This window comes from Blautia sp. MSJ-9, assembly GCF_018919065.1.
GTDB lineage: Bacteria > Bacillota > Clostridia > Lachnospirales > Lachnospiraceae > Blautia_A.
Window position 1 is genome coordinate 78,218 of the sequence record NZ_JAHLQG010000020.1, and the last position, 11,729, is coordinate 89,946.

General features: G+C 39.5%; 24 protein-coding genes. 21 read left to right on the top strand and 3 right to left on the bottom strand.

What is annotated here, in order from left to right; translation table 11 throughout:
* Positions 1-59: 59 nt before the first annotated feature.
* From KQI87_RS05890 to KQI87_RS05975, 18 genes are all read left to right on the top strand, one after another.
* Positions 60-278, top strand: a complete 219-nt coding sequence (locus KQI87_RS05890) for a hypothetical protein (protein WP_330655703.1) — start codon at positions 60-62, stop codon at positions 276-278.
* Positions 260-1,393, top strand: coding sequence for a hypothetical protein (locus KQI87_RS05895; RefSeq protein ID WP_216459307.1), 1,134 nt, complete (start codon positions 260-262; stop codon positions 1,391-1,393). The genes KQI87_RS05890 and KQI87_RS05895 overlap by 19 nt, the downstream gene beginning before the upstream one ends.
* Positions 1,386-2,306 (top strand): hypothetical protein, encoded by a 921-nt coding sequence (locus KQI87_RS05900; RefSeq protein WP_216459308.1) that lies wholly within the window; start codon positions 1,386-1,388, stop codon positions 2,304-2,306. Before KQI87_RS05895 ends, KQI87_RS05900 begins: the two co-directional genes overlap by 8 nt.
* The gene (locus tag KQI87_RS05905) at positions 2,303-2,491 is read left to right on the top strand and encodes a hypothetical protein (protein WP_216459309.1); all 189 of its coding nucleotides are present in this window, start codon (positions 2,303-2,305) and stop codon (positions 2,489-2,491) included. Before KQI87_RS05900 ends, KQI87_RS05905 begins: the two co-directional genes overlap by 4 nt.
* 3 nt (positions 2,492-2,494) lie before the next feature.
* Complete coding sequence (locus tag KQI87_RS05910) at positions 2,495-2,731, top strand: alanine racemase (protein WP_216459310.1); 237 nt, start codon at positions 2,495-2,497, stop codon at positions 2,729-2,731.
* Entirely contained in the window at positions 2,728-2,928 is a 201-nt protein-coding gene (locus tag KQI87_RS05915; RefSeq protein ID WP_216459311.1) for a hypothetical protein, read from the top strand. The genes KQI87_RS05910 and KQI87_RS05915 overlap by 4 nt, the downstream gene beginning before the upstream one ends.
* Entirely contained in the window at positions 2,928-3,236 is a 309-nt protein-coding gene (locus KQI87_RS05920) for a glutathione peroxidase (RefSeq protein ID WP_216459312.1), read from the top strand. Before KQI87_RS05915 ends, KQI87_RS05920 begins: the two co-directional genes overlap by 1 nt.
* A complete protein-coding gene (locus tag KQI87_RS05925) occupies positions 3,196-3,747 on the top strand; it encodes a hypothetical protein (protein ID WP_216459313.1) in 552 nt (183 codons plus the stop codon). Before KQI87_RS05920 ends, KQI87_RS05925 begins: the two co-directional genes overlap by 41 nt.
* A gap of 14 nt (positions 3,748-3,761) precedes the next feature.
* Complete coding sequence (locus tag KQI87_RS05930; RefSeq protein WP_216459314.1) at positions 3,762-4,178, top strand: Lar family restriction alleviation protein; 417 nt, start codon at positions 3,762-3,764, stop codon at positions 4,176-4,178.
* A gap of 3 nt (positions 4,179-4,181) precedes the next feature.
* On the top strand, positions 4,182-4,538 hold the full coding sequence (locus KQI87_RS05935) for a hypothetical protein (protein ID WP_216459315.1): 357 nt from the start codon (positions 4,182-4,184) through the stop codon (positions 4,536-4,538).
* Positions 4,531-5,229 (top strand): hypothetical protein, encoded by a 699-nt coding sequence (locus KQI87_RS05940; protein WP_330655704.1) that lies wholly within the window; start codon positions 4,531-4,533, stop codon positions 5,227-5,229. The genes KQI87_RS05935 and KQI87_RS05940 overlap by 8 nt, the downstream gene beginning before the upstream one ends.
* A complete protein-coding gene (locus tag KQI87_RS05945) occupies positions 5,226-5,441 on the top strand; it encodes a hypothetical protein (protein ID WP_216459316.1) in 216 nt (71 codons plus the stop codon). Before KQI87_RS05940 ends, KQI87_RS05945 begins: the two co-directional genes overlap by 4 nt.
* A 1-nt stretch (position 5,442) precedes the next feature.
* Positions 5,443-5,673 carry a hypothetical protein gene (locus KQI87_RS05950; protein WP_216459317.1) on the top strand — a complete coding sequence of 77 codons (231 nt, stop codon included), beginning with the start codon at positions 5,443-5,445 and terminating at the stop codon, positions 5,671-5,673.
* Positions 5,666-6,085, top strand: coding sequence for a hypothetical protein (locus tag KQI87_RS05955; RefSeq protein WP_216459318.1), 420 nt, complete (start codon positions 5,666-5,668; stop codon positions 6,083-6,085). Before KQI87_RS05950 ends, KQI87_RS05955 begins: the two co-directional genes overlap by 8 nt.
* Entirely contained in the window at positions 6,085-6,465 is a 381-nt protein-coding gene (locus KQI87_RS05960; protein WP_216459319.1) for a hypothetical protein, read from the top strand. The genes KQI87_RS05955 and KQI87_RS05960 overlap by 1 nt, the downstream gene beginning before the upstream one ends.
* Positions 6,462-6,899: a single-stranded DNA-binding protein gene (locus KQI87_RS05965; protein ID WP_216459320.1), complete on the top strand. Its 438-nt coding sequence runs from the start codon at positions 6,462-6,464 to the stop codon at positions 6,897-6,899. Before KQI87_RS05960 ends, KQI87_RS05965 begins: the two co-directional genes overlap by 4 nt.
* Positions 6,900-6,911: 12 nt before the next feature.
* A complete protein-coding gene (locus KQI87_RS05970) occupies positions 6,912-7,079 on the top strand; it encodes a hypothetical protein (RefSeq protein ID WP_216459321.1) in 168 nt (55 codons plus the stop codon).
* A gap of 367 nt (positions 7,080-7,446) precedes the next feature.
* The gene (locus KQI87_RS05975; protein WP_216459322.1) at positions 7,447-7,695 is read left to right on the top strand and encodes a hypothetical protein; all 249 of its coding nucleotides are present in this window, start codon (positions 7,447-7,449) and stop codon (positions 7,693-7,695) included.
* Positions 7,696-7,718: 23 nt separating this feature from the next.
* On the opposite strand, the gene KQI87_RS17505 is transcribed toward KQI87_RS05975, so the two are convergent.
* A complete protein-coding gene (locus KQI87_RS17505; protein WP_349826280.1) occupies positions 7,719-7,823 on the bottom strand; it encodes a DUF6783 domain-containing protein in 105 nt (34 codons plus the stop codon).
* 3 nt (positions 7,824-7,826) lie between these two features.
* Positions 7,827-9,194: a CapA family protein gene (locus KQI87_RS05980; RefSeq protein ID WP_216459323.1), complete on the bottom strand. Its 1,368-nt coding sequence runs from the start codon at positions 9,192-9,194 to the stop codon at positions 7,827-7,829.
* A 303-nt stretch (positions 9,195-9,497) separates the two neighbouring features.
* Between KQI87_RS05980 and KQI87_RS05985 the strand changes: the two genes are divergently transcribed.
* From KQI87_RS05985 to KQI87_RS05995, 3 genes are read left to right on the top strand one after another with little or no spacing between them, the layout of a single operon-like run.
* Positions 9,498-10,334, top strand: coding sequence for a deoxyribonuclease IV (locus tag KQI87_RS05985; protein WP_216459324.1), 837 nt, complete (start codon positions 9,498-9,500; stop codon positions 10,332-10,334).
* A 2-nt stretch (positions 10,335-10,336) separates the two neighbouring features.
* Positions 10,337-10,891 (top strand): flavodoxin family protein, encoded by a 555-nt coding sequence (locus tag KQI87_RS05990; RefSeq protein WP_216459325.1) that lies wholly within the window; start codon positions 10,337-10,339, stop codon positions 10,889-10,891.
* Between the two features lie 5 nt (positions 10,892-10,896).
* Entirely contained in the window at positions 10,897-11,265 is a 369-nt protein-coding gene (locus tag KQI87_RS05995) for a hypothetical protein (protein WP_216459326.1), read from the top strand.
* Positions 11,266-11,489: 224 nt separating this feature from the next.
* Here KQI87_RS05995 and KQI87_RS06000 read toward each other — a convergent pair.
* Positions 11,490-11,729, bottom strand: a 240-nt coding sequence (locus KQI87_RS06000) for a hypothetical protein (protein ID WP_216459327.1), incomplete at its 5' end; no start/stop codon positions are given.

Sequence of the window (11,729 nt, forward strand, 5' to 3'; positions counted from 1 at the left end):
TGCCGCCGCCTCGGTTTGATATTAACACAGGGGCAGGAAGAAAACAAGGGGGCATGATATTGAATAACGAAATTGTTATCTGCAAAGAGTGCAAGAAACCTGAATATTGGGGCGAAATGAGATGGCTCAGCGCCCGGTGCGTATGCCGTGATTGTTATAAGGCTAATTATGAACAGGAAACAAAAAAGCTTTATACATGGGATGATCTGGACGGAAAGCGTCCGACAATGGATGAATATAGAGAACAGGAGAAAAGAAAATGCGAAAATATGAATTAAGTATCAGTGCAGATTATGTTCCGAGATGGGGAACAGTAGAGGCGGTAAGAGAGTTTTTCCAGAATGCTATTGATGAGGAAACAAGAGACAGTAGTAATAAGATGCTGTTTGAATATGATCAGGAAAAAGAAACACTGACAATTGGAAATAAACACAGTGAGCTGGATATTAAATCCTTGTTATTTGGCACAACAACCAAAAATGATAATGCTGCAATGATCGGAAATCATGGAGAAGGATATAAGATTGCTACAGTTGTTCTTCTGAGACTTGGAAAAACAGTTACATTCAACAATTATTGCAGGCGTGAAGTGTGGAGACCGAGATTAGTGAAATCAAAAAAATATGATGGTGCTTTAGTACCTACATTCTTTGTAGATACGGCAGCAGTGTGGGAAAAAGTTCCAGATCATAGCCTTATGATTGAGATTTCAGGAATTACTGCAGAGGAGTATGAAGCAATTGAAACATCAAATCTTCATCTGCAGGGAGAGTATGAGAAAACAGAAACGACATATGGGGATATTCTGGAAAGTGAGGAGCATGTTGGCAAAATTTTTGTTGGAGGCTTACATATCTGTGACGAACCAAGGCTTGACATTGGTGTAGATTTCAAACCTTCCTATGTGAGACTGGAACGGGACAGAAGTATGGTTAATTCTTTCGATGTTCAATGGTATGCAGCGAGAATGATTGAAGAAGCTGAAAACGCGGAAATGTTAAAAAAATCTATGGATTCATACAGTGGCCAGTATATCAGGTGTGAACGTGTGCCGGATGAACTGAAAAATGAAATTGCAGAAGAGTTTATTGACAAGTATGGAGCGAAGGCGGCACCGGTTACAAGTCAGAAAGATATGGAGGCTTTGAAAAAGAGAGGCTATAAACCAGTTATTGTTTCAGAAGTTAAGAAAGACGTTATCCTTTCATCTGAATATTTTGCGGATGTAGAAGAAGAAAACAGGAAGATTAAGGAATCACAGAAGCCACTCCATGAAAGATTTTGCACTTTTGCAGAAAAGATCGAATCAAAGCTGGACGAGGAGGAAGTCATTGAACTGTATAGCTTTGTAGATGAATTATTGAGCGAAGAAGAGGAGGACGAAAATGAGTGAGCGTGTTTACTACGAAATCAATGAGCGGTCCGCAAAGACTGCTCATGAAATGATGTCAATGTCAAGTTATAAAGAGGGTAGCAAAACCAGAGAGTATCGAAGATGCGTTGATAAGACATATGATGCAGCAGATAAAGTGGCAAAAGAAAGACCTACGCAGGCAGAAAAAGTTTACAGTATGGCCAAAAGATATTCACGGAGAATGGCAGAGTATTTCAACAGAGATAGTCAGATAGGCTGCATGTGTCCTTCCATCCTGATTTCTGGTGCAGGCAATTTTCCTGTTAAGAAAAAAGAAAAACAGGTGCAGGCATGGGAGAGAAATCATCAGTTCCGGCAGGAGACGCAGAAGATACGAGAAAGAATTGACGGCGTGCTTCGTGGTAAAGATATTATCAAGTCCGGGGATGAGGATGCAATTGAAAGATTAGAGGAAAAGCTACAAAGTATGAAAGAAGATCAGGAGCGTATGAAAGATGCGAATAAAGCGATTCGCCTGAAGGATACTGAAAAAGGTAATGAAGAACTTTTGAACATGGGGTATTCAGAAGAACAGATTAAGAATCTTCGTGAAAAAGACTTTTGCGGACGAATAGGCTACCCATCCTATATGTTGCAGAATAACAATGCGAATATTCATAGAGTAGAAGGAAGATTAAATCGTTTAAAAGCGGCTAAGGCGGCAGGAAACACTGAAAGTGAAAATGAGTATTTCCGTGTAGTAGAAAATACCGATATCATGCGGCTACAGCTTTTCTTCGATGAGAAACCTGATTCAGAGGTAAGAAACATCTTGAAAAAGAACGGATTCAGATGGAGTCCGAAAAACAATTGTTGGCAGAGACAGCTTACAGAGAATGCCAGATATTCTCTGGAAAGAGTAAAAAAAGAAATGGAGGGGACGGCAAAATGACAAACGGAGATTGGATCCGCTCAATGAATGATGATGAACTGGCCGCATGGTTGCATAATTTGTGCCAGTTTGAGTCAGAAAAGGACGAAGAATGGTGGATATCTATGATTGATAAGCAGGATAAACAAGTAGAAATCCGTGATTCCTACGAAGATTTGAAGAATTGGTTAGGGGAGGAAAATTGATCAATGAGCACAAGTATAAGACCGAGAACAATGAAAGATAGAGGTGGCTGGCTGTGTATGCCGTTATGCGAAAATGTACCAGAGGGCAAACCTGGATGGAAAAAGATGAGTTGCCCTAATTGCGGCAAGTTATGCTGGGAGAGACCGGAAGATGCGGGGATTGTAAGAATCAGCAAACTTGATGGAGTATGTTGTACATTATGTGCGTTAGAAAAAGTTGCTGAGAGGTGTTCGAAATGACACATGCAGATAGAATCCGGGTAATGTCAGATGATGAATTGGCAGAGCTGTTTACATGGGGAATGATCAGCAGGGAAGGTATAGAAGTACCGAGTTGTGATGATGGGTGCAAAGATTTCGGAAATGGATGCGCATTCGATTGTTCGCATGACAAAAGAGAGCGAAACGTAAGAAAATGGTTACAGGAGGAAATGTGATGGCAAAGAAACAGAAGACAGGATATACCACTACAAGAGAGGTTTACAAGACAGTGAAAAAGTATGATCATCAGCAGTTTGATGAGTTTTGTACTCGTGTTTATACAAGCGGTTTCAATGATGGAAAGACATCGGTCACAGAAAAGCCGATAAAATCCATTACAGATGAGCAGCTCATGGAAGTGATCGGAGAAGTTAAAGGCGTAGGACCAGCATTGAAAGGTAAAATCAAAGAAGCAATCGAAGCAAAGTTTGGGAGCATAGGAAATGGCAAGAAAACAGATAAGCAGGAAGGAACAATTAGCTGAGGAACTTCGGAAATCTCACGAAAGATGGAAGAACATCAGAATAAATGGAGGCAGTGATCCATTATATGAAGATGGTACCAATCTGAATCTTGAAAGAAACCACATTTTATACTGGCGTAGGCTTTGCGAGGAGGAGATGGAAGAGTATCCAGAAGAATATTATTTGCCAGTTCCAGAAGAGGTACCATCAAATTATATGGTAAAAGGCGAAGAAATCCGGCAGAAAGCATCTGAACTATTAAGAAATATAAAAGAAAACCCAGATTATATGGAGATGTTTGGAAAAAAACAAAAAAGTCAGAAGGAAACAAATATAATTTGCTATGTATCTGGATATAGCCAAAGTATTTTGAAAGATGATCTTGTTGCAATGCGAAGGTTTATACATTGGGATTTTTTAGGAATGATGCAGGAGGCAAAAGAAGAACAGAGGGAAAATATGCAGGATATAGAGATCAAGAAGCCATTGCCGGAAGGTCAGCTTTCAATTTTTGATATTTTTAATGTATAAGTCAGGAGGAAAAAGTGAAGGAAAGAAAAAATATATTATTGCCGTGTCCGTTCTGTGGAGGAACTGCATACTTTAAGAATCCAGTCAGAAAAGGATTACATAAAGAATTGTCTGTTGAGTGCAAAAGATGCGGTGCGGCACCATATACACTTGAAGTGTATGGAAATAAAAGCAATGAAGAAATGAAAACTGATTTAGCTGCAGTTTGGAACCGGAGGGGCGAAAAAGAGAATGATTGGATTCCAGTCAGTAAGAAAACACCAGAATATGACAAGCCGGTTCTGGCTCAATGGAGAATATTCTATAGTGATATAGACCAAATGGACATATTGTATATGAACGGATTTGGCGAATGGTACAGCGAATCAGGAGATATTTATGGAAAAGTAATTGCTTGGAAACTGCTTCCAGAGCCATATAAGGAGGAATAGCTGATGGGACATTGTAAGTTAACCTGTCCTGAAGGTGAAGAAGAATGCTGTATCTGTTGCAAAAACAGGAACTTTGCAATTCTAAGTGCGAAGACTATGAGATTGATTGACGCAGAATTGTTCAAAAAACAGGTGGTAGCAATGGCAATAAAGAATGGTTACGCACCAGAGAAAGCCAATGCTTTGTGTAAATTAATAGATAATCAGCCGACCACTTATGATATAGATCAAGTATTAAAAGAACTGATAGAAATAAAAAATACATTTTTGTATGCAGAAGATAATTCAGTAAACAGTACTTGCTATGAAACAATGTGTAAGGCAATTGCTATTGTAGAGGAGGCGAGATTGAGTGAATAGAGTATTGCCAATCTTATTTAACACGGAGATGGTCCAGGCTATACTGGCAGGAAAAAAGACTTGTACCAGAAGAATTATAAAAAGAGCGATTCCATTTGATCCAGAGGCAAAGTCTTGGAATGTTTTGGAAAAAGATGAATGGACAGGTCCTATCGGTATTGATGATTTTGTCAAAAAATACGCTCCTTATCATTCAGGCGATACACTGTATGTCAGAGAAACATGGTGCTGGGTTCCATGCTGGGATTGCGGTATGGATACAGAAGAAGGATGCTGCGATAAGGAAACAGTTAAAATTTATCATTCAAGTAGAAAAGAATATGGGTGTTATGCATATAAGGCATCTTTCAAGGAATACGAAGAACCATTTGACAGATGGCACCCATCAATTCATATGTCGAAAGAAATAGCACGGATTTGGCTCAAAGTTACAGATGTGAGAGTAGAGCGGTTACAAGATATTACAGAGAATGGGGCAAAAGCTGAGGGCGCAAATTGTAAGAACGGGAAAAACGTTGGAGTTGAAGAAAAGATGAGCCGAACAGCAATTGATCGCTTTGCTGAAATCTGGAACGGTACTGTTAAGAAAGCTGATATCGGTATATGCGGATGGAATGCAAACCCGTGGGTATGGGTAATTGAGTTTGAAAGATGCAAGAATCCGGAATGGCTGTCGGAGGTATCAAAATGAGTAAATCAGTATTCATTGTTGACACACCAAATCAGTGCGCTGGATGCTTGTTCTGCGAAAATGAATATACTGGAGAGGGGATGAATAGAGAATACGTAACATTATATTGCCGCCTGAATGGCTATGAAATTAAAAATATCGAAAGTAAAACTGACTGGTGTCTGTTGAGATCATTTCACGAGAAAAAAAGAAAGCAGGGTGGAAGAAAATAAAATGAATTGTACTGTGAGCATGCATTACAAAATTATAGGATCGGAGATGTTTAATTTCGAAGATGGATATATGGAAATTAATGTTGACTATTTCACGAAATCTCTTGATTTAGATTTAGATAAAATTGCAGATAAGCAGAAAAAAGGGATTGCAGATATGTTCCATGTAGCAGAAGAAAATGTGATCCTGATTTCAAGAACAGAATACGAGGAGAATACACAGGATGAATAGAGAGGAGGCAAAAGGTTTTGAAGATGCTATGTTGCTGATAGAATGTGTTCTTGACACTTTGATAGAAATGGGAAACTGTGTTACAGATGTGAAATCATATGAAGTAGCAAGTGACCTGTTTAAGGTAAGAGAGATTCTTAAAAAAGAACAGGAAACAGGAAAACTGTTAAGAATCTGTTCCATGACCGGAGAAGAATGCAGCAATAGAGATGATCCGGAAAAATGTAAGCTTGTGCCAGAGGCGCTTCAGAAGCAGATTCCGAGGAAACCAACGCCGAATGAAGCGCCAGAATTTAGACATGTTAGTACGTACATTTGTCCAAGATGCGGTAAAAACTTTTCAGGATACAAAGTGGCTAAATATTGTTACCATTGTGGGCAGAAACTTGACTGGGAGGAGGAAAAAGGATAATGGACGAGCAAATTGCAATCTATTGCATGATGGTGGATATTGAAGAGAAGCGTTGCGAAGATTGTCCTGAATGCGGAAAAGTGATCAAAGGAGAACATTGTGCAAAAAGGGCTACGAAAATGGCAATAAAAGCATTGGAGAAACAGGTTCCGAAAAGTCCCATACTCAATATGAATGTGGAAAGCCCAATCTTTATTGACTATGCAGACGGACATGGCGAATGTAAGATACAGAAAAATAATTGGTGGAATTGTCCGAGCTGTGGAGCAGTAGTTGGAGAAAGAAGAATCTTACGAAATAATCGCATCTATGATCAAAAGAGAAAAGTGTATTGTGATAGATGCGGACAGAAAATAGATTGGAGGTATAAGAAACAGTGAATAAAGTTGTATTGATGGGAAGATTAACCCGTGATCCTGAGGTTAGATATTCGACAGGAGAAAATGTCTCTGCGATAGCAAGATATACGCTTGCGGTAGATCGTCGAATCAAAAGGGATGGAGAGGCAACAGCAGACTTTATCAATTGTGTATCCTTTGGACGTACAGCGGAGTTTGCCGAGAAGTATTACCGTCAGGGAATTAAGATTATTATTTCAGGACGTATCCAGACTGGAAGTTATACTAACCGTGATGGCCATAAGGTTTACACGACGGAAATTGTAGTTGAGGAGCAGGAGTTCGCTGAGAGCAAACAGGCAAGCGATAACTATCAGGCAGGTCATAATTCTGGAAATTATAATCAAAATAATCAGCCGGCAGCAGATAAGGATGGCTTTATGGATGCAAGCAGCGATGATAATTTACCATTTTAAGGAGGAACGAGGATGGCAGGAAAATGTAAAGCAGCATATTGTACAGACGAATATCATGGATATGGTTGCAGTATAACGGAAGGCGCGTGTATGTTTCTTTATCCTGATAGCAAGAAGTGTGCGGAAGAATATGGAGAAGGACCGGACGCAGAGGAGCTTTACGGCGAGGAAAACGAGTAAGAGTAGGAATAATGAAAATCCTTTCCTATTATAATACAATCCAACAAATGTTAGATTTCGGTGACAATTCATCATCATACGGGATGCGATGATTATTATTTAACTGAATCACGTAATTTCCCTGCTTCAATTGTGAAAAGCAATAAGCAGTGAAGGGGTGCATCCCCTGATAAACTGCGAAGCAGATATTGGTTTAAAACTATGAAGCGGAATAAAGTGAAAATAATTATATAATTATAAGAAAGGGCTGGAAGATGCAGAGATGTGTCATCCGGCTTTTTGATTGTATATACCAAACTTACATCACAAATATCACAAGATAAAATAAAAATACGAAAGCTGATGCTGAGATGGAGGGCGGTGTAAAATGGAATATCATACAGGTAGAAATTCAGGTTCCCGTACTTATACATCTGAGAAAAAACAAGGGAAAAATCGAAAAACAGCGGGTGTGATAGGTGCTTTTGCAGTTGTGTGTATGCTGTTTCTCGTAATTGCCGCAGGATATAAAATTTTGCCTTATATAAACAATTCAGAAGAAAAAGGCAGTTACAGGATTATTTCAGATAGAATAATTGGAATACAAAAAACTAAAAGCCGGGAAGCTCAAATGTAAACTTCCCGGCTTATTTTAGTATATCAACAAGATTGCTCCAAGAAAAAACTTATCAGCACATTAGAGCGTGTTAAAAAAATCATTCCTGTAATCTGCACGCCCCACTTTGCGGTATATTTTTTAAACATACTTTAGTTCATATCAATCAGATTATTATCCGAAATATCATCCTCCGAAGAATCTGTATCTGAAGAATTTTCACTTGAAATATCTGATTCAGATGAGCTGGTAGATGTATTACGGTTATTATATTCCGCAGTAAAAGTAGTTCCCTCAGCAGTAGAAATCCACGAACTTCGTTCATTAATCTTCTCCAGGATACGCGTTGCTTCATCACCTTCCGCAGGAGTTGGCTGATAATTATTGTATCCGTCATAAGCAGCAGAGGAAATAGAACAGGGAATAATATTGGTTACATTATCATTTTTTACTCCATCAGCATCAATAGTAAAGGTCTGCTGGTAGATCATGGTATCCATATCGCTCGGGGAACTGTTGCCGCCAAAACAGAAATTACCAAGACTGTATACAATATTCTTTCCCTTATAAGTTTCAATACCCTGAAGTACATGAGGGTGATGTCCACATACCAGATCAGCGCCCAGATCGATTGCCATGCGGCCAAGAGTTGTCTGGTTATTGTCAGGAACAGTTTCTGTTTCATTGCCCCAGTGGAAGATTACCACGATCAGCTGTGCACCATCTGACTGCACTTTGGCAATATTATCTTTTAACTGCTGTTCCCGGTCAAGATGATCGTACAGTTCATAAATACCTACCATACCTACCTTGATTCCCTTTATATCCATAACAGCAGTTTCGTCATATCCGAAATGAACAATTCCTGCATCATCCAGTGCTGCCAGGGTATCATCAAAGCCCTGATCGCCATAATCGTGGCTGTGATTATTAGCAGTATTTACTGCCTCCACGGAGCTGCCGGATAAAACAGAAGCATAGGAGGCAGGGGCTTTAAATGCAAATGTTTTGTCTTCCCGTTCATCTGAATCAGTAAGTGTTCCCTCGAAATTTGCAATGGTCAGATCATCAGCAGAGAAAATACTTCTTACATTCTGAAGAAAATAATCGGCACCATAATTCTCATAATAAGCATTTAAGCTGGTATCGTAATCGAAGGTTTCATCTGTTCCGAGGGTGCAGTCACCGACAACACTGAGAGTCAGAGAAACAGGAGCGGATATCGCGGTATCAGATGAATCTGTTTCTTGAGAATCTGTGGCAGCTGTTTGGTTACTGTCACCGGATGCGTTCATGGAAACCGCATTTTGGGCAGTGGTCTGTTTGGCCTGCATATAGTTGCTGCATCCCCGAATTCCTGCCAGAATGAGTACAAAAACCAGGATGAAACCTCCAATTCCGGCGGCGATCAGTAGTTTCTGACGTTTTTCCTGATAATACTTTGATTTTTTGTAGATATCTTTTCTGCGGGCAGAAGAGTTTTTGGCAGGAGGATGTTTTGATTTTGGATGTGAGTTCATATGTGATTCTCGCTTTCTATGTATTTATAGCAATTTCATGATTATGTATTTAACCAAATCGAGTGAGTATTCAGATTCAATTGAGAAAATCTGCCGGACGTCAGCCTGTCCGATTTTTTTCATATGTTCTTTACTTGCTATATTCAGAATTAACAAAATAAAAGAATATTTTATCGATCATATATGAAAAGTATATAGAGAATTCACAGAATCGTCAATAAATAAGTCTTTTCATAAAACCGTATTTTTGTTATAATACTATGACAAAAGGTTACATAAATATTACAGGCAGAGGAATGATATATGTTATATATAGGAAATCACACAAGTTCTTCCAAAGGATACCTGGCAATGGGAAAACAGACACTTGCAAATGGAGGTAATACCTTTGCGTTTTTTACCAGAAATCCAAGAGGTGGAAGGGCAAAGGATATTAATTTGCAGGATGTGCAGGAATTTCTGCAGCTTGCACAGGAGAATCATTTTGGAAAAATAGTAGCGCATGCACCTTATACGATGAATTGTGCCGGAGCGAAGGAGAATCTGAGAGATTTTGCCAGAGAGACAATGGCAGATGATCTGAAACGTCTGGAACTGACTCCAGGAAATTATTATAATTTTCATCCGGGAAACCATGTCGGACAGGGCGCAGAAACTGGTATTGCTAGGATTGCAGAGATTTTGAATGAAGTACTTACAGAAGAACAGAGCACTACAGTACTTCTGGAAACCATGTCAGGAAAAGGCAGTGAAATAGGTCGAAACTTTGATGAACTGCGCCAGATCATTGACAGGGTAGAACGAAAAGATAAGCTGGGTGTCTGTCTTGACACCTGTCATGTCTGGGATGGCGGATATGATATTGTAAATAACCTTGATGGGGTATTTACAGAATTTGACAGTGTGATCGGATTGGACAGATTAAAAGCAATTCATTTGAATGACAGTATGAATGGACTTGGCAGTCACAAAGACCGACATGCGAAGATTGGTGAAGGCGAAATTGGTCTGGAAGCTTTGGTACGTGTGATCAGACATCCTGCCACAAAAGGAATCCCATTTATTCTGGAAACACCGAATGATGATGAGGGATGGACTCGTGAGATTGCACTTCTCAGGAAAGAATACGAGGGAAAATAAAGATGAAAACATTGATTTTTAACGGTTCACCGCGAAAGAACGGTGAGACTGTATATATGATCCGAACTCTGCTGGAAGCCTTGGGTGGAGATTTTAAGGTGGTTGATGCGTATAGGGCAGATATCCGCCCGTGTATAGACTGCAGATGGTGTTTTGACCATGCAGGATGTGCAGTCAGAGATGAATGGCAGGAGATTCTTTCTTATATTGAAGAATGCGATCATATTATTATGGCGTCTCCGGTATATTTTGAGGAAGTTACGGGAATGCTTCTTGCAGTGATGAGCAGACTGCAGACTTATTTCAGTGCCAGATATATTCGCAAAGAGGAGCCTGTTCCGAAGAAGAAAACAGGTGCAGTTCTTCTTGCTGCAGGAAGCATCGGACCGAGGGAAAAAGCGGAAAGCACTTCAGAAATGCTTTTGCGTCAGATGAGCTGTAACAGTCTGGGAACTGTGTATGTGAACCGTACGGATAAAGTGCCGGTGAAAGACAGGGAAGATATTTTGTGTGAAATAAAAGAGCTGGCAGAGAAATTAAAGACTGTGAAAGGATGAGCGAAATGAAGAGAATAAAATACTTTATGATCACGGGAATGCTTCTGGCATCGATTGGACTTGCCGGATGTGGTAAGAAAGCAGAAGATGATATTACAAATAAAGAGATTTATCAGGATGATCTTGAACCATTGACTGAGGATGAACTTAATGAAATGGATGCAGATACTTCTGACGAAGATATGAAACAGATAGAGGAGCCTGATGAAGAGGGCACAGATAGTACAGATAGTACAGATACTACAGATGCAACAGAAACTACAGATGAAACTGAGAATTCAGACACATCAGATGCAGCGAAATCTTCAGACAAAAATACAAAGGGTTCTTCTGATAAAACAGACACAGCAAATACAACAAAATCTTCAAAATAATTATAAAGATTAACTGGAAATCATAAAAAGCAGGATAAGATACAAAAGACCATGAAAAAAGCACTCATTTGTGATCTGCCCCTTGTCAAGTAGACAAGCAAAATATTCAAAATGAATTTCTAAATGTACCCGCCATGTCTGATTTGATGTGGCGGGTATTTATGTTTATGAAACATTTATTCCACGGCCAGCTTTACAATGCGTCTCTGTGAGCATGTTTGAAGTTACGCACACCATTTTGATTTGTATGCTATAATCCGTTTATTTTCAGCAATGGGATATTGGATTGGTTCCTTTGCCGATAATGCATCCTGCCTTACTTCTGACGGAGTTTTACAGCAAAACCTATCCTGAGGTCTTTCCTCGGCATAAAACTTCATGTATCTGTCAATTGCTAAGCGAAGAGACTGTTCATCTGTTATCTGGTACATACAGTACATTTCCGATTTTATGATTCCCCACAC